Source organism: Lactobacillus sp. ESL0785 (assembly GCF_029395455.1).
Taxonomy (GTDB): domain Bacteria; phylum Bacillota; class Bacilli; order Lactobacillales; family Lactobacillaceae; genus Lactobacillus.
Genome location: NZ_CP113916.1, coordinates 178,241 through 203,604, shown reverse-complemented (window position 1 = coordinate 203,604; position 25,364 = coordinate 178,241). Strand labels below are relative to the sequence as shown.

The following is a 25,364-nucleotide window of genomic DNA, read 5'->3' as shown; positions in this document are numbered from 1 at the left end:
ATAATTACTGGTTTTGCTTAATAAGTATGTCTTGACTGGCAGTTTGCATGCCAAAATCCTTCGTCATCGTCCAATTTTGATTGACAGGTGCTAATTTAGTAAAAATCACCATCGTGGTCAAATCGGCATTATTTGCGGCTAAACTCTGACGGTCAAGTTTAATCAATGCTTGTCCCTGTTCAACGCTATCTCCTTGTTTAATCAGAGCCGTAAATCCAGCACCATTAAGATTGACTGTATCAATCCCAATATGAATTAAAATTTCATCGCCAGCTGGCGTTACCAGCCCTACTGCATGCTTTGATTCCGGTAACGACACAATTTTGCCAGCAACAGGAGCACTAACCGTGTCCGCAGCAGCTACCAACTTAATTGCAAAGCCATCACCCATCAACTTTTGTGAAAAAACCGGATCGTCAACCGTACTCAGGTCGGTAACTACTCCTGCTATTGGTGCAGTTACTGTAAACTCAGGCTTTTTCTTCTTAAAAAATCCAAACACAATTTCCCTCCAATAAAAAAACTCCCTGAAACAAGCTATTAGAAAGTATGCTAAAAATACTCAGCTAATGGTATGCCTCAAAGAGCAATAACCCATTGTTAGTCTGCAGCTATGCGCAGCTGCAAACGTTTTTAATATCAACAACTGCTATTCTACCGTAACCAATGTTAATTACAAAAATTTACGCACAGAAAAAGCCGCAGTCAATTAAACTGCAGCTTAAAAACTAACATTATTTTACTTATTACCTTCAGCTCTTGACTTATAAATACCACCATCGGTATTAATTACTAAGTCTTCACCTTCTGTAATAAAATCGGGTACTTGAACAACCAAACCCGTTTCCATCGTTGCCGGCTTACCAGAACCAGTTACCGTTGCACCTTTAATGCCAGGTTCTGTTTGCTTAACCTTCATTACAACAGTTGATGGTAATTCAACTCCCAGCAACTTGCTGCCGTTAGCAAATTCTAATTGAACTTCAATATTGGGAATTAAGTAAAGCTTATCATCACCTAATTGGTCACTAGAAACTTCATATTGTTCATAAGTTTCTGTATCCATGAAGGTATAAACATCACCTTCGTTATACAAATACTGGGCATTTTTCTTAGTAATATCGACCAAGTCAACCTTTTCTGTTGGGCGCATCGTCTTATGAACAACCGCACCACTTTCAACATTACGCAAGTCCATCTGCATCACGGTATTACCCTTACCAGGCTTGTGGTGATTGGCTTTAATTACCCGAATCAGCTTACCGTCTTGACTAAAAACCATACCCTTTTTTAAGTTAATTGCTTGTACCATGTTTATACTCCTTTAAATTCCAAAAATAATTATGCTTAAATTCAAAGTTATTCACGCTGGAGGCAAAGCAAATTTTTTAATTAATAATAAATAAATCCTGTTCATGTAATTAAGTATACCAAATTAAAAGTGTCTAAGATAGATTCGATCAATTAAATGTCCGTCAGTTTTATGCAAAATTAGACTCGCACGTTGCTTAGTGGGAGCAATATATTCACGTAAATTAACCAAATTAACCATTTGCCAAGTTTCTTGTGCTAATTGCAATGCATCAGCGCGCGGACCATTAGCCATTTGATAATAAAAATTATTGGGATTATTTTTATTTAATTCCAAAACACGCACGAACCGTTGCATAAACCATTGCTCAATTAATTCTTCAGCTGCATCAATATAAATTGAAAAATCAAAAAAATCGCTGGTTACAATTTGCCCATTTGTTGGTAACTGTAGCGTATTAATGCCTTCAATTATCAAAATATCCGGCTGCTTGACGTGACCATACTGCCCCGGCACAACATCACTTAGTTCTTGTGAATATAGCGGATAGACAATATCCGTCTTGCCTGCAAGCACATCTCGCAAAAAGTCATTCAGCAAGTTCATGTTATAACTTTCCGGAAAGCCTTTTCGATCAAACAAATGACGTCTTTTTAACTCTTGATTCGAATAAATAAAGCCATCTGTTGTCATTAAATGCACATTTAATTCTGGATATGTTCTGCTAAGCAAAACCTGTAATAGACGTGCTGTTGTGGATTTTCCAACAGCAACCGAACCTGAAATGCCAATAATAAACGGAGCAGCTGTAATCGCAGCATTTAAAAAGTTACTTTGTTTCTTCTGCAGTGCCCGTTTTTCTTGATAAACTAAATGTAGATACTCAATCAGACTACCATATATCTCACGGACATCGGTTAAGTTGACAACATCCCCTAATGACTTAATCTTCGCCAACTCAGCTTGGTTGATTTTAACCTGCTTATCTGAAGAAAATGATGCCCACTGATCCCGCTTAAATTGCAAATAATTTTTCATTTAATTGTCCTTTACCCTGTTTTCCTCTATTATAAGGTAAACAGATATTTCAACCAAAATATTTTTGGTTTCTTAATTAAAACGAAAAGAGTACTTATGCAAAACATAACTTTATTCGGTGATTCCTTATTTAACGGTTATCGTAACCACCACGACACTACCTTAATCACCGCAGGCCTGCAACAAATACTGGGAGCTAACTTCTATGTCAATAATATTTCTCAAAGTGGTGCCACAACTGCTGATGGCCTCAAACGTTTATCATTAGTTGACGAAGATAGTGATCTCGTTGTCTTGGAATTTGGCACTAACGATGCTGCTTCTACTTGGGGTATTCCCAGCAATCTTTATGCTCAAAATCTTCAAAAATTAATTACCGCAATTGGCGCTGCACGAATGATCATTATTGGACCTGCTTATCCCAATCCAGATAATTCAACTATCATGCAATATTACAGCAATGAAAGCTTAACGTGCTACAATCAAGTTGCACAAACTGTAGCAGCTGAACACAATATTCCTTTCGTTGATTTAATTGCTAATTTCAAGCATTTACCTAATATTTCATCTTACTATCAAGCAGATGGCCAACATTTTACTACCAAGGGCAATACTGTTTTAATTAATTTAGTTGCTACGGCAATTAACAAAAAACTTGTGCATTAACTGCACAAGTTTTTTCATTTATAAATCGTAATACATCATTATATGCTTAACATCTGCTTCAACAAATGGTTCACCCTGTGTCTTATAACCTAATGAATCATAGAATGGTTTTGCTTGCCACTGGGCATGACAATACAAGCGATCAGCACCTTGCTGCTGCAGGTATTCATGAACCTGCTTCATCATGTCAGTGCCTAAATGTTGTCCGCGAGCTGCCTTAGCTACAGCTACACGGCCGAGCATCCACTTGCCATCTTCTTGAAAGACGCGACAAACCGCTTGTGCCATTGTCTGCTCCTCATTCAACAAGTAAACCTGGATAGCGGTCAAATCCTCATCGTCTAATTCTGGTACCGTGATTTCTTGCTCGGTTACAAAAGTATTGATCCGTAAGCGGGCAATACAAAATACCTCACGCCCCGACATTTCATCAATTTTTTTAAAAACAAATTTTTCTTTTTCCACCATCAATTACCTCCTACTTTTCCTCATAAGTATGCGGGTCAACTGCAAGTAATGGACTCTTTTGTCCCGTATAAATTAAATCGAGTTTGTACATCGCACGTGAAGTAATTGTATAGACTAATTGCGTTTCATCAAGTTGATGATAGTTGGCCTCAGAAGCAGCCCACATAATAACGGCATCAAATTCTAATCCTTTAGCCAAATAAGACGGCACAACTAGTGTCCCGTCAACTAACCGCTGATTAGCTGTTGCAATCAGTGTCGCTTTGACGTTATTTTCTTGTAATTTTTGACTTACAAATTTGGCACTAGCCAAATCCTTAGTAATAATTGCCGTGGTCAGTTGCTCTTTACTATTATCCTGCAAAACCTGTTGCAGAACCTGAATCGTCTCAAGATCATTTTTACGACCCCACAAGACAGGCTTAGGTCCTTGCCGGTTAAAAGATTCAATCTTTTCTCCCTGCCGCAAAATCTGTTTAGTAAAATCGGTCAACTGCTTGGTTGAACGGTAAGACTTAGTCAATTGCACAACATCGGTCTTTTTAGGATCAAACAAACCACTAATCTGTTTTAATAAACTGCGACTTTCATCTTTTGTAAAAATCGCCTGGTTCAAGTCACCGAGCATTGTAAACTTCGCACGCGGGAAATTATACTTTAGATAACATAATTGAAATGGTGTGTAGTCCTGAATTTCATCGATAAAAGCATAACGCATTTCATAATTAACGTGCCGACCAGTAAGCAGGTCGTATAAGTATAAGTAAGCCGAAACATCATTCATATGAATATGATGCTGCTTAAAACTATCTTTTACCTTTGCTACATGCTTAGCCCAATCATCAGTGCTAATCTGCCATTTTGTTAAGTCTGTCATTTTTGGTACAGCCCGCAAAAAGCTCAAATACTGCGCCCGCATATTAATAAAATTATTATGCCGAATTTGTTGGTAAACTTTATCTAATGCTTTAACGACAATTTTACGACCTAAAAATTTTTCCTCTTTTTCTTCAGATTCAAATTCCTGATCTGGACGATCATAAAGAGCATTTAGCTGCTGCTTACTCAAACTTTCAATTGTTTCAGAAACCCAAGCTTTTTTCGTTTCCGCATTAATCTTGCGGTTAAGTGACTTAATCAATTCTTCACGCGTTGCGTCAATTCGATTACTCAAATTATAATTATCATTGTATGAATAGTAAAGTTCATTTATTTTATCCTTAGCAAAAAATGGGCGCTTTTTATTGCGAAAATAAATATCCTTAAAGACAACGCCTCGCTTATTGAGGTGCTCAGCATAACGCGTTACTAACTTAAAGAAACTCGTTGAATCCTTAAACTCGCCAATGGCTGTGTCTGCAGTTTGATCTTCAAACTGGTCAAACAAATTTTCCACTGTCATCCCTGGCAAACGCCGGCTAACAAACTGCCAGTAGGTCATCTGTACCATGTTTTGCTCGCCCATTTCTGGCAGAACATTTTTAATATAATCATTAAATAATTGATTAGGGCTAAACATAATCACATCACTACTGGTTAAGTTCCCACGATAACGATACAACAAGTAAGCAATTCGCTGCATAATCGCCGAAGTTTTTCCAGAACCGGCAGCACCTTGGACAAACAGCAAATCAGCACTAGTATTCCTGATAATCTTATTTTGCTCACGCTGAATTGTCGTCACAATGGACTTCATTTGTGTACTGGATTTTTCACCCAAAACTTCCAACAGCATTTGGTCACCAATTGATTCATTGGTATCAAACATGTTCACAATTTTACCGTCTTCAATCATAAATTGCCGTTTTTTCGTCATATCCACGGTAATTTCACCTTCAGGTGACAGATAAGAAACTTGCCCTAACTTACCATCATAATAAATTGAAGAAATTGGTGCCCGCCAATCATAAATTAAGAAGTGATTATCCTTATCCGCAAATGAACCCAGTCCAATATAGATTGTTTCTGGCTTTTCGCTGCCTTCTTTAAAATCAACCCGAGCAAAATACGGTTTCTTTTCTAAACGTTGTACAGTTCCAAGTTGCTTAGCAGAATGTTGCCAAGCATTCTCACGTTCATCAAGCAACTGTTGCTGCTGATGAATCGACAATGCCGTTTCCATTGATGTCGAATAACCATCATAATCAAGTCGTACATCATCGAAAAAGTGCGAATTAAGGTTTCGCGCTTCACCTTCAGCCGACTTAATCGCGGACGATAACTCTGCCTTTTTATCCTTAATCATCGCCAAAACATGGTTAAGATGTTTCTGTTCAAACTGCTTTTCATCCATTGCTTTTGTCATAAAGTCACCTGTTTTTTCAAAACTTGCATACTATTTTAACATGAAATAAGTTTAATATATAATTCTTAGACTTAATTAATAAGATTGCTAAAAGTTCATGAAAATTAGCGCAATTACTCCTATAATCTTCAGTATTGGAGATGATCTAAATTATGAAAAAATTGTTACATTTTTTGCGTAAATTATCTTGTGCATTAGTTGCAGCCTTAGCCCTCAGCAGCTTAGCTACACCCTTAAATAACTCACCTAGTGCACCAATGCAGATTGTTTTAGCCAAAAAAAGTGCAAAAAAGCATGCAGCTAAATCCATTAGAAAAATTGCTACCAACCAGGGTAAAGATTGTCATTGGCCTAAGAAAACCGCCAAAGTCTACATTGACTTAGATAATGATGAAGAATTAATTGCCGCCACAAACGATGCGATTACAGCTTGGAACAATACTGATACCTTTGCTTTAGTTCCAACTAATAATAGAAAAAAGGCTCAAATCATCATCGAGCCTATGTTCGATCCTGATACTGATGCCGCTGGACAAACTGGAATCAAATATAATCCCAAAACTAAGGTTATTTATACAGCAGATATCCAATTAAATGTGTATTACTTACAAAATTTTCTATATAATTATAGTTATCAACGAGTTGTCAATACCGTGGAACACGAATTAGGTCACGCCATTGGTCTTAACCATAATAAAGAAAAATCAGTGATGTACCCAGCAGGTTCACTTTATCCAATTGAACCCGTTGATATTGCCAATGTTAAGAAGATTTATCACGAGCAGTGATTTTCAAGTAGGAGTAACAGGATGAAAAGAATTTATATCATTCGTCACGGTCAAACTTATATTAACCGCTATAACAAAATGCAGGGTTGGTGCGATACGCCATTAACTGACGACGGAATTGCTGGTGCTGATGCGGCTGGGCAAGCGTTGAAAGATATCCCATTTGATATTGCATTATCAAGTGATCTAAAGCGAGCAAGTGACACTTGCGACATCATTATCAAGCACAACGTTAACCATAATGAAATCCAGCACATTGCCACGCCCTTTTTTCGTGAACACTTTTACGGCTATTTTGAAGGTATGGATACGGACATGGCATGGCAAATGATTGGTGGGCCTCATGGCTACAAGAACCACTACGATTTATTTAAAAATGAAACCATTGATACCGCAACTGATTGGATCAAAGAAGCAGATCCCTTTCATAATGCAGAAAACGCGGCAGAATATTGGCACCGCGTCGATCAGGGATTTGACCTAATTAGCCAACTTGATGGTGCAGAAAATATTCTATTAGTCACACATGGCTTTACCATTCGTAGTATTGCTGAACGCTTTAGCGATTTTGATATTACTCGTGGTCCCCGTAATGCATCCATTACCATCATGACAATGACTGAAAAAGAGAAAAAAGTTACTTCATATAACAAAATGAAGTTATAATTGGTACTTTCTTTCATAATTATGAAAGCGTATAATACAGTTAAATATTAATGAACAAGAGTCTATGGGGTGCTTAACAAGCTGAGATTAAACCCACGAACCTGATCTGGATAATACCAGCGCAAGGGATAGGCAATTAAGCAAAATCCCCTTCGTTATGTCGCGAAGAGGATTTTTTGTAGGCTGCTTGCTTTGAATTAGGAGGAAAAAATGACTAATAAAGGAAAACAAACCAAGAAGCTTACAATATTAGCAATTATGGTCGCACTCGATGTAGTGTTATCACCCATCTTTCGTGTAGAAGGGATGGCACCGATGTCCAGCGTCATTAATATCATTGGTGCCAGCATGTTAGGACCAGTTTACGTCACAATTATGGCAACCTTGTGTGGCATTATCAGAATGCTTATTATGGGTATTCCACCATTAGCCCTGACTGGCGCTATTTTTGGAGCACTTTTAGCCGGCATTTTTTATAAGTTAACCCGAAACATTTGGGCGGCCTGCCTTGGCGAAATTATCGGTACGGGAATTATCGGCTCGCTGCTTTCTTATCCGGTTATGGTTTGGTTCACTGGCAGCAGCAACAATCTTTACTGGTTTGTTTACACACCGCGGTTTATTGGAGCTGCCATTATTGGTTCTGCAGTTGCCTTGATTGTCTTACTAAAATTAGGTAAAGTGCGCCAATTTCAAAAAATTAGGCAATTATTTTTCGAATAAAAGTTAAAATATTTTACAAAATTCAAATACACCTGTAATAAAAATAGCGTCTTTCAAACTATAATAATAGATTTGATGGACGCTATTTATTTAATTATTCAATTACTTTATAAATCATGGGGTAAGGCTTAGCCTCATCTGCAATCTTAATACAGTTATAAAGCAGAGCCTTAATATCAGCAACATCTTTGCGGTTAGCATGAATTGTCAGCAAAGATTCACCTTTTTCAACCTTGTCGCCGACCTTCTTGTTAAGCTCAATACCAACACCATAATCAAGTTGATCATCAGCCTTTTCACGGCCGCCACCAAGCTTCATACTGGCAATGCCAACTTCATCTGCAGCTAATTGTGCTAAATAGCCACTTTCTAATGCTGGCAATTCAATCTGATATTGGGCGTGCGGCATAATGCTGTAGTCATCAATTACCTTACTATTGCCACCCTGAGCAATTACCATTGCCTTAAAGCGATCAAGAGCAGAACCATCAATAATCGTTTGTTCAAGCAATTGCCGAGCTTCTTCAATTGTCTTGGCTTTTTCACCTAAAACAACCATATGACTACCAAGTGTGAGTACTAGATCAACTAAATCTTTCGGACCCTTGCCTTTAAGTACATCAAGCGTTTCTTCAATTTCTAATGTATTACCAACTTTATTACCTAAAGGTTGGTTCATATCAGAAATCAGTGCCATGCACTTCATGCCGACACCCTTACCAATTTCTACTAAGGCATGTGCCAATTCTTCAGACTCTGGCAAGGTCTTCATAAAGGCACCAGAACCGGTTTTAACATCAATTACCAGCGCATCAGTTCCTGATGCGATTTTTTTACTCATAATTGAACTGGCAATTAACGGAATTGAATCAACAGTATCAGTCACATCCCGCAAAGCATAAATCTTCTTGTCTGCTGGTGCAATATTACCTGTAGCACCAATGATTGCTAATTTTTCTTTCTTAACTTGATCAATAAAAGCTTGTTCGCTGATCTCTACTTGATAACCTGGAATTGCCTCTAGCTTATCTAACGTACCGCCAGTGTGCCCAAGTCCGCGACCAGAAATCATTGGGACTGGGATGCCAGTTGCCGCAACCATTGCAGCCAACGGTAAACTTACCTTATCGCCAACACCACCAGTTGAGTGCTTATCAACCTTGATCCCAGGAATTCCGGATAAATCTAAATGATCACCTGAATTCATCATGTCCAAAGTCAAAGTCGACCGTTCATGGTCTGTCATATTGTTAAAATAAATAGCCATTAACAAAGCACTGGTTTGATAGTCTGGTATTGCGCCACTAACTACGCCATCAACAAAGAATTGAATTTCTTCGTCAGTTAATTCATGACCATTTCTCTTCTTATCAATTATATCTACCATTCTCATGGCATTCACCTCATTATTTATAGGTGAGTAATTCCTGTGCAATTGCTTGATCTAAAATAAATTCATTAGCATAGCCTGCCTTGATCACAGCATAGACCACTGGTGCCTTTAAAATACCACTAGCAACTAAAATTGAATGTTGCTTTTTCTTCAAATCATTTAGGCCAATCCCAACTGTTTTTTCATTTAGCTTAGGATCGACGATTTTACCATTATGGTCAATAAAACGGGAAACAATGTCACCAACAGCATCTTGTTGTAAAGCTGCTTTTTGCGTCTTACTAAAATATCCTAATTGGAACAACAAGGCATCTTTTCTAACTGTACCAACACTATACATTGCAATATTTGCTTTACGACCTAATTTAAGCGTATCCCGAATAAAGCGATCTTGTTCAACAATTTCCTTAGTCAATTTATCGTCAAAAAATGGCGGTAATGGCAGAAAATGTGCACTTGCCCCTAATGCATTAGCCAGGTCAGTCACACTTTCATTAGCGTAAGTTTCCTTACTATTAATGTTATCGCCACCCTTAAGTTGGACAATTTTAACATCAGGAACCGTCCGCTTTTTAAAATTAGATGTTACCATATGAATTGTTCTGCCCCAGCCAAGACCAACAATATCATGAGGCTTAATTAGATCGCTTAAATACTGTGCAGCATAGGCACCAACGCCTTTAACAGCAGTTAATTCACCGTTAAAATTATTGGGAACAACCATAATCTTTTTCTTAAATTCAGTAGATAATTGTTCACTTAGGTCTTCCGTACCAATAAATGGATTACAAATTTCAATTCTAACAATCCCAGATTCACGGGCTAACTTAAGTAATCGTGAGACTGTCGGACGCGATATACCTAAATGCTGAGCAATTTCTGATTGACCCAGATCATCTTCATAATAAAGCCTTGCAGCAGTCGCACTTAATGCCAACTTTTTTCTATCATATTTTTCAGCCATTTGATGTCTCCAATATAATTGGATCTATATTTCACAAAAACTTGTTATTTATTCTTCATTTATAATATAGATACTATTCTTAAACAAGTTTAACATATTCTAGTTACAAGTTAATAATTATATTAAAATATGATGTTCTTTATTCAGGTTAAATGCTTTTGCTATTTTAAGTAATTAAACTTATTGCAAAGAATTACTCAAATTATTTATTTACTTTAAATCAGCTAAGAAGCTAGTTCCAATACTATTACCTTCAACGCCAAAGTTATCCAAAACAGTAGCACCAAAATCAGAAAAGGTATCACGAATACCTAAGCTACCAGGATTAGTCATACTTGGTGAATAGGCAAGTAACGGTACATATTCTCTAGTGTGATCCGTACCCTTATAAGTTGGGTCATTACCATGGTCAGCGGTAATGATTAATAAATCATCATCGTTCATGTTGCTCATAACTGTTCCTAGACGCTTATCAAGATCCATCAAAGCTTGACCATCACCTGCAGTATTGCGGCGGTGACCATACATGGCATCAAAATCAACTAAATTAATGAAACAAAAACCAGTAAAGTCTTCTTTCATTACATGGTCAACATGATCCATTCCATCCATGTTGCTTTCATTATGATAACTTTCATCAATACCGTGACCTGAAAAAATATCCATTGTTTTACCAACAGCAATCGTCTTGTAACCAGCATTTTGCAAATGATCTAACACAGACTTACCTGTTGGCTCTAAGGTAAAGTCGTGTCGATTAGCAGTTCTTGTAAAGTGACCCTTACCATTGCCAACATATGGTCGAGCAATAATGCGCCCAACACGATATTCTGGTCCATTTACTAAACTTCTCGCATAACGTGAAATCCGGTATAGTTCTTCAACTGGAATGACATCTTCATGAGCAGCAATTTGTAAAACAGAATCACCAGAAGTATAGATAATTAAATCGCCAGTTTGCATTTGGTGTTCGCCAAGTTCTTCAATAATCTTGGTGCCTGATTCTGGCCGATTACCGACAATTTTGCGTCCAGAAAATTTAGAAATTTTATCTAATAAATCATCAGGAAAGCCATTAGGGAAGAAACTTAATTCTTGCATTACCGGCATTTCCATCATTTCCCAGTGGCCATCAAGACTATCTTTACCAACAGAAATTTCTTTCATTTTGCCAAAATGACCAACCGGCTGCTTAACCGCAGGAACACCTTCAATTGGAGTTTCACGTAAGTTAGACAAACCCAGCTTAGCAAAATTGGGCAACTTTAACCCGCCTTTAAAATATTCACCAATATGACCTAGAGTATCTGCACCAACATCATTAAAGTCTGCCGCATCCGGAGCTTCTCCAGTACCAATTGAGTCCATTACTAACCCAAAAATACGCTTATACTTCATTTTTTAAGCCTCGTAAAATTAAGATAAAATTTGAATTGTTGCACTAACACCTAAACGATTTGCACCAGCATCAATCATTGCTATTGCTTCATCGTAAGAGTGAATGCCACCTGAGGCCTTAACGCCTAAACGATCACCAACAGTTTCCCGCATTAATTTAACATCTTCAACCTTAGCACCGGCTGAGCTAAAACCAGTTGAGGTTTTAACAAAGTCAGCACCGGCTTTTTCAGAAAGTTCACAAGCACGAATCTTTTGATCCTTGTTTAAGAATGAAGTTTCAATAATAACCTTTAATAATTTATTTTCAGCATGAACAGCATCTACGACAGCCTTAATATCAGCCAAGACTGCATCATCATTGCCGCCAATTAATTCACCAACGTTAATTACCATGTCGATTTCTTCAGCACCGGCTTTAATAGCTTCAGTAGCTTCAAAAGCCTTAGCTTTGCTGCTCATTGCTCCAAGAGGGAAACCAACTACACAGCAGGTATTAACATCTGTACCCTTTAATTCTTCACTAACCAATTTTGCCCAGTAAGAATTAACACAAACTGAAGCAGTATTATATTGCTTAGCCTCGTTACAAATTTGTACGATGTCCTTCTTAGTTGCATTTGGCTTCAAAAGTGTATGATCTAAATATTTTGCTAATGTTGTTTTATCCATATTTAACAACCTCCTTGTGCTTAAAGTATAACTCATTTTTATCAAATGTAAATGTTTTAATTGAACATAAGTATTAAGCCTTGCTTATTGCCTTACTCTTTCTAATAGTGAACATTATTTCATTTAAATTATTTACAAATGATAAAAAACATGTTAATCTTATTAGCGATTACTGAAAGCGCTTGTTAAACAAGAGGGTTCAGCCAATTCAATAATTAATTTATATAGTAGTAATTAATATTTTTAAATTATAAGTAGGTCTAATTATGCAATTTTTATTTTTATTAACGGGCTTAGCGTTCGTCTTCGCTATCGGCTGGCTTGTCAGTAACGACCGTAAACACATCAAGTTTAAAAAAATGGGCGCTATGTTTGTTTTGCAGCTGATTATTTCTTTTCTTTGCCTCAAGACTTCTGGCGGTGTCAGCACTATGGGCGCTATTTCCAGCTTCTTTAGTTGGCTAATGGTTCAAGCCGCTGGCGGTGTTAACTTTGTCTTTGGCGGTTTAGTCATTCAAAAGGGAGCTTCCGTCTTCTTTTTAAATGTTTTAATGCCCATTGTTTTTATTTCAGCTCTTGTTGGTATTTTAAATTACCTCAAAATTTTGCCATTTATTATTAAGTGGACCGGTTTTATCCTTAATAAATTAGCTGGTATGGGCGAATTGGAAAGTTACTTCGCTGTTTCAACTGCAATTTTAGGACAACCAGAAGTTTTCTTAACCATTAAAGATACTATTCCTAAACTCGATGAAAAACGGCTCTACACCATTTGTGCTTCAGCGATGAGTGCGGTCTCAGCTGCTGTACTAGCTTCATACATGCAGCTAGTACCTGGTAAGTTTGTTGTTACTGCAGTCTTTCTCAACATTCTTTCAGCCTTGATTGTTTCCTGCATTGTTAATCCTTACGATGTAACTGATGCAGCAAGTATTAAAATTGAAACAGGCATGGAAAAAGAACCTTTCTTCCAAGTTATTGGCAACTACATTCAAGACGGCTTCAAATTAGCTGTAACTGTTGCTGCTATGCTGATTGGGTTCGTTGCGTTAATTACCTTTTTGAACAATACCTTTGCCATTATTTTTCACATTAGTTTTACCAACTTTTTGGGTTATCTTTTCTCACCAATCGCCTTTATCATGGGTGTACCAATGAAGGATATTACTAAGGTAGGTAGTCTAATGGCAACCAAGATTTTAACTAACGAATTCGTCGCTCTGGGTGAATTAAACAAGATAGCTGCTACTCTTTCACCTAAAGCCAACGCAATTATCTCTTCCTATTTAGTATCTTTTGCTAACTTCAGTGTAATTGGAATTATTACCGGTTCAATCAGATCAATCAATCAAAAAGCTGGTACTTTTGTTTCTAAATTCTCAATGAAATTATTATTGGGGGCTACTTTAGCCTCAATCTTAACCGGAACAATTGTTGGACTTTACTTTTAATTCCTAAAGCATCAAAACAGGCATTCACAATAAATGTGAATGCCTGTTTTGGTTTAACAATTAACCCCCAAAGTAAACACGCTGTACATCTGGATTAGCTAATAACTCCGACCCAGTACCCGATAGCTGAATGTTACCAGTTGCTAATACATAACCACGATCAGCAATTGCCAACGCTTGTTTAGCATTTTGTTCAATCAGTAAAATTGTTGTTCCTTTTTGATTTAATTCCTTAATAATCGTAAAAATTTCTTGAATAAATAATGGTGATAGACCCATTGAAGGTTCATCCAGAAGCAGTAACTTTGGTTGCGCCATCAATGCACGTCCCATAGCTAACATCTGCTGCTCACCACCAGAAAGTGTAGCTGCATCTTGATTTTTACGCTTTTTCAAAATGGGAAAGCGGGCAAAAATTTCTGTATAACTACGACTAACTTCATCATGATTTTTCGCTAAAAAAGCTCCCATCTGCAAGTTTTCCATTACTGTCATGCCAGCAAAAATATGTCGTCCTTCAGCTACTTGTGAAATGCCAGCAGCAACAATTTGTGGAGCCTGCTTATGTTGAATTTCTTTACCTTGATAAATAATTTCACCAGTTTTAGGTTTAAGTAAACCTGATATTGTTTTAACAATTGTTGATTTACCCGCACCATTAGCTCCAATCAAGGTGACGATTTCGCCTTGATTAATTTTAAAGTTAACGCCTTTAACAGCTTGAATGACGCCGTAATTAACTGATAGATTTTTTACTTCTAGCATTGTCATTATGCGTCACCTTCTCCCAAGTAAGCCTCAATTACTTGCGGATTTGCTTTGATTTCAGCTGGTGCACCTGCTGCTAAAATTTGTCCTTGATCCAAAACATAAATACGTTGTGCTAAATTCATAACTAGTGACATATCATGTTCAATTAATAAAACCGTAATTTCAAATTTTTCTTGAACATACTTAATTAATTGCGTTAAATCTGCTGTCTCTTCTGGATTCATCCCTGCCGCTGGTTCATCCAAAAATAGAATTTGCGGTCTTGTTGCTAGTGCCCGCACGATTTCTAGCCGGCGCTGAGTACCGTAAGGTAAATTTTTGGCTAATGTATTAGCATTAGCAGTTAAGTCAAAAATTGCTAGCAACTTACTAGCTGCTACCCGCATTTCACGTTCTGTTTGATAAAAAGCTGGCAAACGCAAAATCGTAGTAAGAAAACCTTCTTGATACTTATTAGTCATCGCTGTCAAGACATTATCCAGCACAGTTAAATCTTTAAATAAGCGAATATTTTGAAAAGTACGTGACAACCCTAAATCCGCAATCTTAGTAGCACTTTCCTTAGTTAAATCATAAGCGTGTTGCGCCTTTTGCAGTACAATCTTGCCACTGGTCACAGGAATCATCCCAGTTAACAAATTAAACAGTGTTGTCTTGCCAGCACCATTTGGGCCAATTAAAGCTACCAACTCACGTTGATCAAGATGCAGTGAAACGTCATTAACTGCGGTCAAGCCACCAAATTTGCGGACAACATGATCAACTTGCAATAAGTGCGTCATGATCTTACCTCTTTCTTTTTAGTAAACCGCCCAAATAAATTCTTAAAAGAGAATTCCCAATTGCCAAGTAGTCCTGATGGTTTAAAAATCATAATTAAAATTAAGGCAATTGCATAAATGACCATTCTTAATGAACCAAAATTTTGTAAGATCGTATCTAAAATACCTAAAACAATTGCAGCTAAAAAAGTACCTGTCATACTGCCAACACCACCTAAAACCACAATTACTAAGATAGAAATCGACTCCATAATACCAAAATCACTTGGGGCAATCGTCTGTAAATAGGAAGCATGCAGACTTCCCGCAAGAGCAGCAGTAACTCCACCTAAAACAAAGGCAGCTAATTTCCACTTAGTAGTATTAATCCCCATGGCAGAAGCAGCAATTTCATCTTCACGCACTGCCTTAATAGCGCGCCCATCGCGTGAGCGAATAAAGTTCATTAAAATAACTGTCGTGATACACACCAAAATGTAAACCGTCGGCCATGAACACAGTTGCGGAATATTAAACATACCACTAGAACCACCCGTGATTTTTAAATTATTAATCACATTGCGAATAATTTCGGCAGCCCCTAGCGTTGCAATTGCTAAATAGTCACCCTTTAACCGAATAAAGGTTGCTGTTCCAATAATCGCAGCAATAATCATTGCTAAAATCATCCCAACAAACAGTGACGTAATGAAGCCCAATTCTGTACTCCAATACTGGGTAATAATTGCCGTCGCATAAGCGCCAATCGCCATAAAACCAGCATGTCCTAGTGAAAACTGCCCACTAAAACCAATAATTAGGTTAAGTCCAGTTGCCAAAATAATATTAATCCCAATGGTAACCAGCATGTTTTCAATAAAAGCATCAATCACGCCGCAAGCAATTAGACCGTCGATCAAGCCAAAGCCTAAAATCATCACAACTAACCATGATAAGATATATTTCCAATTTGCTTTCATGCTGCCACCTAAACCTTTTCTTCAGTGTTCTTGCCAAAAATACCAGCCGGTAAAAAGAGCAAAATCACAATTAAAACTAGGTAAACAACTGCGTCTTTATAGGCTGATAATCCTATCGATTGGAAGAAAGTTTCCAAAATGCCGATTAAAAAGCCACCTAAGCTAGCTCCAGGAACTGAACCAATACCCCCTAAAACAGCAGCAACAAAGGCTTTAATCCCTGGCGTCATTCCCATTAAAGGATCAATCTGGTTATAATACATGCCGATTAAAATACCACCGGCACCAGCCAAAGCCGAACCTAAGGCAAAGGTAAACGAAATTGTATGATTGACGTTAACACCAACCAATTCAGCTGCTTCTGGATCAACAGAAACTGCCCGCATTGCGCGGCCCATTTTGGTTTTCTTAATAATTAATTGTAGTAATACCATCAAAATTAATGCCGTTAATAAAATTAAAATCTGAATATTAGAAATAAGTATGCCACCAATATGATAGTTAACCTGCTCAATAACTTGCGGAAAACTACGCGCATTAGACCCTACAAGATAGGACATACCGTTTTCTAATAAAAATGAAACTCCAATTGCCGTAATTAAGACTGCAATCCGCGGCGACTTACGTAAGGGGCGGTAAGCAAAATACTCTATTACCACCCCAGATACAGCACCCACAATCATTGCTGTCAGTAATGCCGTAATAAAATTGAAATGCCATAGACTAATTACATAATAAGCCGCAAAGGCACCAAGCATGTAGATATCGCCATGGGCGAAATTGATTAACTTGATAATGCCATAAACCATGCTATAACCAAGTGCCAGTAAAGCATATATTGACCCTAATGACAACGCGTTAATGATTTGCTGTAAGACTGTTTGCAAATTTTATCGCCCTTTCTAAAAAATAATTACTTAACACTAAACGAGTTACTTACTTTACCATTGGTCATTTGTTCAATTGCAATCGGCATCTCTGGATCATGCGTCTTATTAACCGTAATCTTACCGGTAACGCCGTCAAAGTCCTTAATCTTGGCAAGGCCAGCAGCGATTTTAACAGAATCATCAGATTTTTCATCTTCGATTGCTTGCTTAACCATGTAAACTGAATCATAAGCTAAAGCAGAAAATGTTGGTGCAGTTGTGTGGTAGCGAGCTTTATAAGCATTCATAAATTTAACAGCTGTGGGGTTTTTAGCTGCAACATGAACTGAAAATGGTGTCGTGTAATAAACATTAGTAGCATTTTTAGGACTAGCAATTTGAGCGAGCTTTGGATCAGCCATCCCATCACTACCAATAATTGGTACCTTAATCCCCATTTGCCGTGCTTGCTTAATAATTAAACCAGCTTCAGTATAGTAGCCAGGAACATAAATAGCATCAATCTTCTTACCTTTAAATGACGTTAAGACAGCATTAAAGTCCTTATCTCCTTCAGAATAAGTTTGGCTATCAACAATCTTACCTTTGAATGTTTGCTTAAACGCCTTAGCTAACCCTGTACCATAGTCACTTGAATTATCCGCAAAAACAGCAACCCGTTTTGCTTTTAATTGATTTTCTGCAAACTTAGCAGCACTACTTCCCTGAAAATTATTCTGGAAACATGCCCGGAAAACATAAGGTTGCACCTTACCATTCTTTTGCAGCGTATAACCTGGATCCGTTGCTGATGGACTGACACTAGGAACATCGGCTTTAGTTATGTTAGGAATTTCAGCGGTACCCGCATTGGTTGTTGCTGGCCCCACAATCGCTGCAACTTTATCTTTAGTTGTCAGTTGTGCTGCAACTGATGCGGATGTGGCAATTGTCGTTTTATTATCACGAATGATCAGCTTAACTTGCTTTTTATGACCATTAACATTAATCCCTCCGTCCTTATTAATTTCATCGGCTGCTAATTGAATTCCTTGCTTTTGCGCATTACCATAACCAGCTGCCGAACCAGATAATTCCATGTTGACTCCGATTTTGATAGTTTTAGCATCTTGGTGTGTGCCCTTACTTGCATTCTTAGCCGTACTGCAGCCTGTCATCATTAAGGCTATTACACCAGCTGACATCACACCCATTATTCGCTTAGTAATTCGTTTCATTTTATTGCTCCTTTATAAATTACCAACTAAAAAAACCTCATTCAACTTAACGAATGAGGTTTTACTTATTTATTAGTTAAGCCCCAATCATTAAGACGCAAACTAGGGCTTAACCTGTAAGATTACAATCAAGTAATCAGAATAGTTAAGTCCAGCGCTGCAAGAACAAGGCTAATAAAATCCATAAAAAAGGCATCTTAATCTTTTTATTAAGCAAATTATTAATTTCCATTAAGACTACCTCCTCTAAGTTTCATTTATATTTAATATATGCTATTATATGCAACTATTTATTGTGTGTCAAGCCGAATTAGAAAATAAGCTGATAATTTGCACAAAACAATATCTTAATCATAAATATTGCAAAAAGTGCCAACCTCATATAGAGATTGGCACTTTTATCTTATTAAATTAAACATTCAACACTTTATTCAAAAAGTCTTGCAAACGTGGATTTTGTGGATGATCAAAGATTGCTGCAGGTGTACCCTGCTCCAAAATTTTACCATCAGCGACAAAGACTACACGGTCAGCAACTTCTTTAGCAAAGCCCATTTCGTGGGTAACCACAACCATGGTCATCCCCTCTTTGGCTAATTTCTTCATAACTTCTAGCACATCGCCAACCATCTCCGGATCAAGTGCTGAAGTTGGTTCGTCAAACAGCATCACGTCAGGGTTCATTGCTAATGCTCGTGCAATTGCCACCCGCTGCTGCTGCCCACCTGACAATGACTTAACATCCGCATCAACTTTATCCTCTAATCCAACTGTCTTCAATAATTTTTCAGCTTGGGTACGCGCAGCAGCCTTATCTAACTTTTTAAGTTCAACTGGTGCCAGCATAATATTTTCACCAACAGACAAGTTATTAAATAGATTAAAGTGCTGAAAAACCATACCAATATTCTCACGCACCTTATTCATATCAGTTTTAGGATCAGCAATATTAACACCATCAACAATTACTGTTCCTGAAGTCGGTTCTTCAAGCTTGTTAAGCGTTCGCAGCAAGGTACTTTTACCAGAACCAGACGGTCCTATAATGACCACTACTTCATTATCAGCAACTGTTAAATCAATATCTTTTAAAACATGATTACTACCAAAATTTTTAACTAAGTTCTTTACTTCTATTTTTGCACTCATACACGTGTCCTCTTTTGTACCCAATTTGATAACCAAGTTAACAATGTAATGACAATTAGGTAAATAATTGCAATAATTGTCCAGACCTTAAAGCCCTCTAAGTTACGTGCGATAATAATTTTACCAGTCTGTGTTAATTCTAAGATTCCAATAATCGACAGAATTGACGTATCCTTTAAGGTAATAATGAACTGGTTAATAAACGATGGCACCATAATCTTAATTCCTTGCGGCAAGATAACTTTGCGCATTGCCTTACCAAATGGCAAGCCTAATGAACGTGCAGCTTCCATTTGACCAGAGTCAACAGCTTCAATTCCGCCTTTAACAAAAGCAGCAATATAAGCACCTTCATTTAAAGTTAAGGTTAATACACCCGCAACAAAGGCTGGAATCTTCTGCCCAGTTAAACTTGGAATCCCCGTATAAATGAACAACGCTAAAACTAATAGTGGCATTCCCCGGAAAAGATAAATTAAGGTACTGGAAAGACCATTACAGAACTTATTAGGTACAACACCCAGTAAACCAATCAAAACACCAAAAATTGTAGCAAAAATGATGGCAACAACTGTTAACCACATCGTTTCTGCAAAGCCTGATACTAAGGCATCTTTATTTTGCTTAAGTAAGCCAATAAAACTACGATCTTCATTATCTTGACCGTTATTAGCCACCTTCTTATCAGCTGTGCCTAAATATTTAGCCTTAATATCATCATACGTACCACTAGCTTTAAGGTCCTTTAATCCAGCATTAAAGGCAGCAAGCAAAGCCTTGTTTTGTCCTTTTTTAACGGCAAACGCATAAGGTGCCTTAACTGCTGGTGCAGTCACAATCTGCAGCTTAGTACCCTTCTTGATAGCGTACTGCATAACCGGCTGATCTTCAAAACAAGCAGCTGAGTTACCAGTTAAAACATCTTGATACATATTATTTGAATCATCAAAAGTTGTCGTCTTAAAACCATACTTTTTCTTAATGCTGTTAGCATATTGTGCACCCGCTGTACCGGTCTTAATCGCAACCTTTTTACCGCGTAATTGTGACAACTTAGTAACTTTACCTTTAGTTGCCATCACGACTCCTGACATAAAGTAAGGATCAGAAAAATCTATTTTTTTCGCACGTGCTGGTGTAATCGACATTCCAGCAATCATCCCGTCAATCTGACCGGATTCCAGCGCCTGCAGCGAACCGTTAAAGCCCATTGGCTTGATATTAACCTTGAAGCCCTGTTCCTGAGCAATATTCTTCAAAATATCAATATCAATGCCGATGTACTGATTGTTATTATTAGCAAATTCAAATGGTGGAAAAGTTACATCCGTCCCAATTGTAAAAGTTTTACCTTTTAAAGCTGGATTCATCTTGCTTCCAAGGTACTTGCCGACAATCTTATTATAAGTACCATTGGCCTTAATCTTCGCAAAGCCGGCGTTAAACATCTTAATTAATTCTTGATGTGTACCTTTTTTAACACCAAAACCATACCAACCAGTATTCGCTGCCTTAGTCACGATTTTTAGCTTCATGCCCTGATTAATCGCATATTGCATAACTGGCTGATCTTCAAAACAGGCTTCAGAATTGCCGGTCAATACATCTTGGTACATATTATCAGAATCATCAAAGGTCACTGTCTTAAAACCGTACTTTTTCTTTAAGCTTGTCGCATACTGTGCTGCTGCAGTCCCGGTTTTAATTGCTACTTTCTTGCCCTTTAAATCACTAAAACTGGTGATTTTACTATTTTTACCAACAGCCATTACCACACCAGTCTTAAAGTAAGGCGTCCCAAAGTCAAATTTAGCTTGTCGCTCCTTCGTGATTGTCATGCCGGCAATAATTCCATCCAATTGTCCGGATTGAACTGACTGGACGGCACCATTAAAACCAACTTGCTTAGTTTCAACTTTAAAACCTTCTTCTTTAGCAACCGCATTAATAATATCAATATCAATTCCGATATACTTATTATTATCATTGGCAAATTCAAATGGTGGATAAGTTACATCCGTCCCAATTTCATAGGTTTTAGCATCTGCCTTCCCGGCAAAAATACTAAAGCACATCAACATCATTCCTAGGATAAGCATCCCAAAAATGCTCTTTTGCAATCGTTTGTGCATAAAATTCGCTCCCAAAATTAAAACTAAATTATATATTTAATCAAAAACAAATGTATAACTATGTTTTCTATCTTACCATATTTATCGCAATTGAATATCTATCGTCCTCAATCTAATAAGAAAATTAAAAAACGAGCTCCATTTACTATGAAGTTCGCTGTTATTTTTTAAAATTTACGGAAACGAGCATGCCGTTTAGCTAATAATTGCTTTAAATCAACTTGATCAAAATCAACCAGTTGTTCAGCAATTAATTGCTGCAATTTTGCCGCCCCATTATCAAGAACACTTTCTGGCAAAACACGTTCAAGCACGCCTTTTTCCTTAAGCCATTCGGGTTCAATATGCATTAACTTAGCTGCATCTTGAGCACGCTGACCATCTTTCCACATAATTGAAGCAAAACCTTCCGGCGAAACCACAGTATACATACTATGTTCAAGCGCCCAAACTTGATCACTGCAGGCCAAGGCCAAGGCCCCACCAGAACCAGCTTCACCAATAATAATTGCCAAAAGTGGCACTTTGAGCTGCAGCATTTCGCTGATATTGTTTGCCAAAATCTGACCTTGACCACTAGCTTCTGCATCAGCACCGGGATATGCTCCCGGTGTATTAATCAATGTAATTACCGGGCAATTGAGACTTTCAGCAGTTTTCATAATGCGCAATGCTTTACGGTAACCTTGTGGTGTCGGACTACCAAAGTTAGTTGCTAACCGCTGGTCCAGATCCTTACCCTTATTTGTAGCAATCACGCAAACTGCACGTTTATCTAAACTAGCAAATCCACCAACAATTGCTGCATCATCACCAGCTGTGCGATCACCATGCATTTCAAAAAAGTCAGGAAACAATTGCTTAATTAGCGCACGCATATCGGTCTTATCATCTTGTCTAGCGCCAGCCATAATTGCTGCTATCTTCTTATTTGCCATTAAGCTTCGCCCCACTTTCGGTTAGCAAAAATCGTCAACAATTGTGCCAACTGATCTACTTGTTGATTTCGTGGGACAATTGCGTCAACAAAACCATTTTGATAAGCATTTTCAGCACTTTGAAAACCTTGTGGTAACTTTTTATGGATTGTCTGTTCAATAACACGCCGCCCAGCAAAGGCTAACATTGCCTTAGGCTCAGCCAAAATAATATCAGCTTGTGAAGCAAAACTAGCCGTTACCCCACCAGTTGTTGGATCCATAATGACAACAATATATGGTAAACCAGCCGCACGATGATCATTAACAGCTTGCGAAATTTTAGCCATCTGCATCAACGACTGAATTCCTTCTTGCATGCGCGCACCACCAGAAGCCGTAAACATAATTACCGGTAAACTTAATTTCGTTGCTTTTTCAAATAAACGAGTTATCCGTTCACCGTTAGCAGTACCAAGACTACCCATGATAAATACCGGATCCATAATTCCTAACGCAACGGGATTTCCTTTAATCTCTGCTTGTCCCGTTAAGACAGCATCCTGCAACTTAGTCTGTTCACGTGCTTTAGTCAATTTTTCTTGATAACCAGGAAAATTTAACGGATCAGTTGTCACTAAATCAGCATCCCATTCCGTAAACTGCTTAGTCAGCATCTTTAACCGCTGCCGCGCAGTCACACGAAAGCCATAGCCACAATTAGGACACACATGGTACTTGCCTGAACGCGTAAAGTAAAATTTAGCACCGCAATTTTTGCAATAACGAAAAATTCCTTTAGGAATTTTCTCTTCATAATCTTTCAGCGCTTGTTTCGGATGACGCGCAAATTTGACCATTATTTGTCCTCCTTTTGCGCCTGCTTGATGTAATTAGGTAAGAATGTTTGATCTAAATAGGTAATCAAATAATTACCAGCATTAAAAACTGGATCTTCCAGCAATTTAATCAAAAATGAGCAATTAGTGGTTAATCCTGTAACTTGAAATTCATTCAAAGCATCAATTAATCGTCGAATCGCGACTGGACGATTTTCGGCATGAGCAATAATTTTTATAATCATTGAATCATAAAAAGGCGATACCGTATCACCGCTATTAACACCACTTTCAATCCGAATACCCAGACCGCCTGGTAAAGACATCTGCTTAATTGTTCCTGCTTGCGGACAAAAATTCTTTACTGGATCTTCCGCATTAATCCGAGCTTCAATTGCAGCACCATGAATCTTGATTTGCTTTTGTGTCAGCGGCAAATCTAGCCCAGCCGCAATCTTAATCTGTGCCTTCACCAAGTCAATGTGAGCGACTTCCTCGGTAATTGAATGCTCTACCTGAATTCGCGTATTCATTTCCATAAAATAAAAATGATGGTCAGGATCCATTAAAAATTCAATCGTACCTACATTCTCGTATTTAATTGCCTTAACTGCTTTAATCGCAATTTCTTGCAGATAGGTACGTTCAGCAGGATTAATTTGCGAACAAGGTGTTTCTTCAATTACCTTTTGGTGGTTACGCTGCATTGAACAATCACGCTCTGGCAAAGCAACAACATTGCCCGCTTGGTCGGCGATAATTTGCACTTCAATATGTTTAGCTGGCGAAATAATCTTTTCCACATACATTCGACCATCGCCAAAAGATAGACGTGCTTCTTCTTGCGCTTCTGCAAAAGCATTAGGCAAATCTTCCGGTTTTGCCACTTGCCTAATTCCTTTGCCACCGCCACCAGCAACTGCTTTAAGCATTACAGGAAAGCCGACTTCACGTGCTACTTGCAAAGCTTCATTACTATCTTTAACAAAGCCTTGACTACCGGGAATGACCGGCACATCATTTTGGCGCATAGCTTCACGAGCATTTGCCTTATTCCCCATCAATGAAATTGTTGCCGACTTTGGCCCAATAAAAGTTAAATGGCATTTTTCACATAATTGGGCAAATTCTGGACTTTCTGATAGAAAGCCATATCCCGGATGAATTGCCGTTGCACCAGTTAAAATCGCGGCACTAACGATGTTTTCCATCTTTAAATAAGAATCTGCCGGCTGCGGACCACCAATACAAACTGCTTCATCAGCTTCTTTGACGTGCTGGGCATTTTTATCAGCTGTTGAATAAACCGCCACTGATTTAATCCCCATTTCTCGTAAAGCCCGAATAACACGAATGGCAATCTCACCGCGATTAGCAATTAATACTTTTTCAAACATTTTTCACACCTTATTGAATTGCAAATGTTAATTCACACGTGCAGGCAACTTCGCCGTCGACTAACGCCTTCGCCTTACCAATTCCGGCACTACCGCGTAACTTATCTAGTTCCACTTCTAGCCGCAATGTGTCACCAGGAATAACCATTCTGCGAAAGCGAGCCTTCTTAATTCCGCCAAAATAAGCAGTCTTACCTTTAAATTCTGGCAGAGTCAGCAGAGCAATTGCGCCAGTTTGTGCTAAAGCTTCAACGATTAATACTCCGGGCATGACGGGATTTCCTGGAAAATGCCCTTGGAAAAATGCTTCGTTCATTGTCAAATTTTTACGCGCAATAGCGTATTTACCTGCTTGATAATCTAATACTCGGTCAACTAAAAGCATTGGGTAACGATGCGGAATAATCTTTTGAATCTGTGTAATATCAAGTGTTTGCAGGGTTTCTTGTTCTTGCATGTTCATCACC

The 25,364-nt window shown here is 38.0% G+C and carries 24 protein-coding genes, 2 pseudogenes and 1 riboswitch; of the genes and pseudogenes, 5 read left to right on the top strand and 21 right to left on the bottom strand.

From position 1 onward, the window contains the following. Positions 1-4 precede the first annotated feature (4 nt). The 3 genes from OZY43_RS01020 to coaA all read right to left on the bottom strand — a co-directional run bounded on the left by OZY43_RS01020 (position 5) and on the right by coaA (position 2,350). Complete coding sequence (locus OZY43_RS01020; RefSeq protein ID WP_277165137.1) at positions 5-502, bottom strand: PTS glucose transporter subunit IIA; 498 nt, start codon at positions 500-502, stop codon at positions 5-7. 237 nt (positions 503-739) lie between these two features. After that, positions 740-1,312, bottom strand: coding sequence for an elongation factor P (efp, locus tag OZY43_RS01015; RefSeq protein ID WP_277165135.1), 573 nt, complete (start codon positions 1,310-1,312; stop codon positions 740-742). Between the two features lie 123 nt (positions 1,313-1,435). After that, the gene (coaA, locus tag OZY43_RS01010; RefSeq protein WP_277165133.1) at positions 1,436-2,350 is read right to left on the bottom strand and encodes a type I pantothenate kinase; all 915 of its coding nucleotides are present in this window, start codon (positions 2,348-2,350) and stop codon (positions 1,436-1,438) included. Positions 2,351-2,446: 96 nt separating this feature from the next. Between coaA and OZY43_RS01005 the strand changes: the two genes are divergently transcribed. After that, positions 2,447-3,016, top strand: coding sequence for a GDSL-type esterase/lipase family protein (locus OZY43_RS01005; RefSeq protein ID WP_277165131.1), 570 nt, complete (start codon positions 2,447-2,449; stop codon positions 3,014-3,016). A gap of 18 nt (positions 3,017-3,034) precedes the next feature. Here the strand turns inward: OZY43_RS01005 and OZY43_RS01000 are convergent, their stop codons facing one another. After that, the gene (locus OZY43_RS01000) at positions 3,035-3,484 is read right to left on the bottom strand and encodes a GNAT family N-acetyltransferase (protein WP_277165129.1); all 450 of its coding nucleotides are present in this window, start codon (positions 3,482-3,484) and stop codon (positions 3,035-3,037) included. A gap of 10 nt (positions 3,485-3,494) precedes the next feature. Then, complete coding sequence (gene helD / locus OZY43_RS00995; RefSeq protein ID WP_277165127.1) at positions 3,495-5,789, bottom strand: RNA polymerase recycling motor HelD; 2,295 nt, start codon at positions 5,787-5,789, stop codon at positions 3,495-3,497. 152 nt (positions 5,790-5,941) lie between these two features. On the opposite strand from helD, the gene OZY43_RS00990 reads away from it, so the two are divergent. From OZY43_RS00990 to thiW, 3 genes are all read left to right on the top strand, one after another. Continuing rightward, entirely contained in the window at positions 5,942-6,577 is a 636-nt protein-coding gene (locus OZY43_RS00990) for a matrixin family metalloprotease (protein ID WP_277165125.1), read from the top strand. Between the two features lie 21 nt (positions 6,578-6,598). Continuing rightward, complete coding sequence (locus OZY43_RS00985; RefSeq protein ID WP_277165123.1) at positions 6,599-7,243, top strand: histidine phosphatase family protein; 645 nt, start codon at positions 6,599-6,601, stop codon at positions 7,241-7,243. A gap of 55 nt (positions 7,244-7,298) precedes the next feature. Further along, positions 7,299-7,389: riboswitch (TPP riboswitch) on the top strand. Positions 7,390-7,453: 64 nt separating this feature from the next. After that, a complete protein-coding gene (thiW, locus tag OZY43_RS00980) occupies positions 7,454-7,966 on the top strand; it encodes an energy coupling factor transporter S component ThiW (RefSeq protein WP_277165121.1) in 513 nt (170 codons plus the stop codon). A 94-nt stretch (positions 7,967-8,060) separates the two neighbouring features. Here thiW and OZY43_RS00975 read toward each other — a convergent pair whose 3' ends face one another. The 4 genes from OZY43_RS00975 to deoC form a co-directional block, all read right to left on the bottom strand. Continuing rightward, positions 8,061-9,359, bottom strand: coding sequence for a pyrimidine-nucleoside phosphorylase (locus tag OZY43_RS00975; protein ID WP_277165119.1), 1,299 nt, complete (start codon positions 9,357-9,359; stop codon positions 8,061-8,063). Between the two features lie 13 nt (positions 9,360-9,372). Further along, a complete protein-coding gene (locus OZY43_RS00970) occupies positions 9,373-10,323 on the bottom strand; it encodes a sugar-binding transcriptional regulator (RefSeq protein WP_277165117.1) in 951 nt (316 codons plus the stop codon). A gap of 210 nt (positions 10,324-10,533) precedes the next feature. Beyond that, complete coding sequence (locus OZY43_RS00965) at positions 10,534-11,721, bottom strand: phosphopentomutase (protein WP_277165115.1); 1,188 nt, start codon at positions 11,719-11,721, stop codon at positions 10,534-10,536. A gap of 18 nt (positions 11,722-11,739) precedes the next feature. Beyond that, positions 11,740-12,393, bottom strand: a complete 654-nt coding sequence (deoC, locus tag OZY43_RS00960) for a deoxyribose-phosphate aldolase (RefSeq protein ID WP_277165112.1) — start codon at positions 12,391-12,393, stop codon at positions 11,740-11,742. 266 nt (positions 12,394-12,659) lie between these two features. Between deoC and OZY43_RS00955 the strand changes: the two genes are divergently transcribed. Further along, on the top strand, positions 12,660-13,844 hold the full coding sequence (locus OZY43_RS00955) for a nucleoside transporter C-terminal domain-containing protein (protein ID WP_277165110.1): 1,185 nt from the start codon (positions 12,660-12,662) through the stop codon (positions 13,842-13,844). Positions 13,845-13,904: 60 nt separating this feature from the next. Here the strand turns inward: OZY43_RS00955 and OZY43_RS00950 are convergent, their stop codons facing one another. From OZY43_RS00950 to fabZ, 12 genes and pseudogenes are all read right to left on the bottom strand, one after another. Then, positions 13,905-14,615: an ABC transporter ATP-binding protein gene (locus OZY43_RS00950; protein WP_277165108.1), complete on the bottom strand. Its 711-nt coding sequence runs from the start codon at positions 14,613-14,615 to the stop codon at positions 13,905-13,907. Further along, positions 14,615-15,397 carry an ABC transporter ATP-binding protein gene (locus OZY43_RS00945; protein WP_277165106.1) on the bottom strand — a complete coding sequence of 261 codons (783 nt, stop codon included), beginning with the start codon at positions 15,395-15,397 and terminating at the stop codon, positions 14,615-14,617. Before OZY43_RS00945 ends, OZY43_RS00950 begins: the two co-directional genes overlap by 1 nt. Further along, positions 15,394-16,356, bottom strand: a complete 963-nt coding sequence (locus OZY43_RS00940) for a branched-chain amino acid ABC transporter permease (protein ID WP_277165104.1) — start codon at positions 16,354-16,356, stop codon at positions 15,394-15,396. The genes OZY43_RS00945 and OZY43_RS00940 overlap by 4 nt, the downstream gene beginning before the upstream one ends. A gap of 8 nt (positions 16,357-16,364) precedes the next feature. Beyond that, complete coding sequence (locus OZY43_RS00935; protein WP_277165102.1) at positions 16,365-17,243, bottom strand: branched-chain amino acid ABC transporter permease; 879 nt, start codon at positions 17,241-17,243, stop codon at positions 16,365-16,367. Between the two features lie 26 nt (positions 17,244-17,269). After that, positions 17,270-18,463: an ABC transporter substrate-binding protein gene (locus OZY43_RS00930; protein WP_277165100.1), complete on the bottom strand. Its 1,194-nt coding sequence runs from the start codon at positions 18,461-18,463 to the stop codon at positions 17,270-17,272. 411 nt (positions 18,464-18,874) lie between these two features. Further along, entirely contained in the window at positions 18,875-19,612 is a 738-nt protein-coding gene (locus OZY43_RS00925; protein WP_277165098.1) for an amino acid ABC transporter ATP-binding protein, read from the bottom strand. Continuing rightward, a pseudogene (locus OZY43_RS00920) lies at positions 19,609-20,961 on the bottom strand (amino acid ABC transporter substrate-binding protein/permease); the annotation flags it as partial. The gene OZY43_RS00925 and the pseudogene OZY43_RS00920, both read right to left, overlap by 4 nt. A gap of 87 nt (positions 20,962-21,048) precedes the next feature. Beyond that, positions 21,049-21,687: pseudogene (locus OZY43_RS00915) on the bottom strand (transporter substrate-binding domain-containing protein); the annotation flags it as partial. Positions 21,688-21,911: 224 nt separating this feature from the next. After that, positions 21,912-22,682: a carboxyltransferase subunit alpha gene (gene accA, locus OZY43_RS00910; RefSeq protein ID WP_277165096.1), complete on the bottom strand. Its 771-nt coding sequence runs from the start codon at positions 22,680-22,682 to the stop codon at positions 21,912-21,914. Beyond that, positions 22,682-23,521 (bottom strand): acetyl-CoA carboxylase carboxyltransferase subunit beta, encoded by an 840-nt coding sequence (locus OZY43_RS00905; RefSeq protein ID WP_277165094.1) that lies wholly within the window; start codon positions 23,519-23,521, stop codon positions 22,682-22,684. The genes accA and OZY43_RS00905 overlap by 1 nt, the downstream gene beginning before the upstream one ends. Continuing rightward, positions 23,521-24,897, bottom strand: coding sequence for an acetyl-CoA carboxylase biotin carboxylase subunit (locus OZY43_RS00900; RefSeq protein ID WP_277165092.1), 1,377 nt, complete (start codon positions 24,895-24,897; stop codon positions 23,521-23,523). Before OZY43_RS00900 ends, OZY43_RS00905 begins: the two co-directional genes overlap by 1 nt. Positions 24,898-24,907: 10 nt before the next feature. Continuing rightward, positions 24,908-25,354: a 3-hydroxyacyl-ACP dehydratase FabZ gene (gene fabZ, locus OZY43_RS00895; protein ID WP_277165090.1), complete on the bottom strand. Its 447-nt coding sequence runs from the start codon at positions 25,352-25,354 to the stop codon at positions 24,908-24,910. Positions 25,355-25,364 lie beyond the last annotated feature (10 nt).

Excerpts from the sequence above, each read along its gene's own strand:
- efp (WP_277165135.1), bottom strand. The coding sequence starts at position 1,312 with ATGGTACAAGCAATTAACTTAAAAAAGGGTATGGTTTTTAGTCAAGAC.
- coaA (WP_277165133.1), bottom strand. The coding sequence starts at position 2,350 with ATGAAAAATTATTTGCAATTTAAGCGGGATCAGTGGGCATCATTTTCT.
- OZY43_RS01005 (WP_277165131.1), top strand. The coding sequence starts at position 2,447 with ATGCAAAACATAACTTTATTCGGTGATTCCTTATTTAACGGTTATCGT.
- OZY43_RS01000 (WP_277165129.1), bottom strand. The coding sequence starts at position 3,484 with ATGGTGGAAAAAGAAAAATTTGTTTTTAAAAAAATTGATGAAATGTCG.
- helD (WP_277165127.1), bottom strand. The coding sequence starts at position 5,789 with ATGACAAAAGCAATGGATGAAAAGCAGTTTGAACAGAAACATCTTAAC.
- OZY43_RS00990 (WP_277165125.1), top strand. The coding sequence starts at position 5,942 with ATGAAAAAATTGTTACATTTTTTGCGTAAATTATCTTGTGCATTAGTT.
- OZY43_RS00985 (WP_277165123.1), top strand. The coding sequence starts at position 6,599 with ATGAAAAGAATTTATATCATTCGTCACGGTCAAACTTATATTAACCGC.
- thiW (WP_277165121.1), top strand. The coding sequence starts at position 7,454 with ATGACTAATAAAGGAAAACAAACCAAGAAGCTTACAATATTAGCAATT.
- OZY43_RS00975 (WP_277165119.1), bottom strand. The coding sequence starts at position 9,359 with ATGAGAATGGTAGATATAATTGATAAGAAGAGAAATGGTCATGAATTA.
- OZY43_RS00970 (WP_277165117.1), bottom strand. The coding sequence starts at position 10,323 with ATGGCTGAAAAATATGATAGAAAAAAGTTGGCATTAAGTGCGACTGCT.
- OZY43_RS00965 (WP_277165115.1), bottom strand. The coding sequence starts at position 11,721 with ATGAAGTATAAGCGTATTTTTGGGTTAGTAATGGACTCAATTGGTACT.
- deoC (WP_277165112.1), bottom strand. The coding sequence starts at position 12,393 with ATGGATAAAACAACATTAGCAAAATATTTAGATCATACACTTTTGAAG.
- OZY43_RS00955 (WP_277165110.1), top strand. The coding sequence starts at position 12,660 with ATGCAATTTTTATTTTTATTAACGGGCTTAGCGTTCGTCTTCGCTATC.
- OZY43_RS00950 (WP_277165108.1), bottom strand. The coding sequence starts at position 14,615 with ATGACAATGCTAGAAGTAAAAAATCTATCAGTTAATTACGGCGTCATT.
- OZY43_RS00945 (WP_277165106.1), bottom strand. The coding sequence starts at position 15,397 with ATGACGCACTTATTGCAAGTTGATCATGTTGTCCGCAAATTTGGTGGC.
- OZY43_RS00940 (WP_277165104.1), bottom strand. The coding sequence starts at position 16,356 with ATGAAAGCAAATTGGAAATATATCTTATCATGGTTAGTTGTGATGATT.
- OZY43_RS00930 (WP_277165100.1), bottom strand. The coding sequence starts at position 18,463 with ATGAAACGAATTACTAAGCGAATAATGGGTGTGATGTCAGCTGGTGTA.
- OZY43_RS00925 (WP_277165098.1), bottom strand. The coding sequence starts at position 19,612 with ATGAGTGCAAAAATAGAAGTAAAGAACTTAGTTAAAAATTTTGGTAGT.
- accA (WP_277165096.1), bottom strand. The coding sequence starts at position 22,682 with ATGGCAAATAAGAAGATAGCAGCAATTATGGCTGGCGCTAGACAAGAT.
- OZY43_RS00905 (WP_277165094.1), bottom strand. The coding sequence starts at position 23,521 with ATGGTCAAATTTGCGCGTCATCCGAAACAAGCGCTGAAAGATTATGAA.
- OZY43_RS00900 (WP_277165092.1), bottom strand. The coding sequence starts at position 24,897 with ATGTTTGAAAAAGTATTAATTGCTAATCGCGGTGAGATTGCCATTCGT.
- fabZ (WP_277165090.1), bottom strand. The coding sequence starts at position 25,354 with ATGCAAGAACAAGAAACCCTGCAAACACTTGATATTACACAGATTCAA.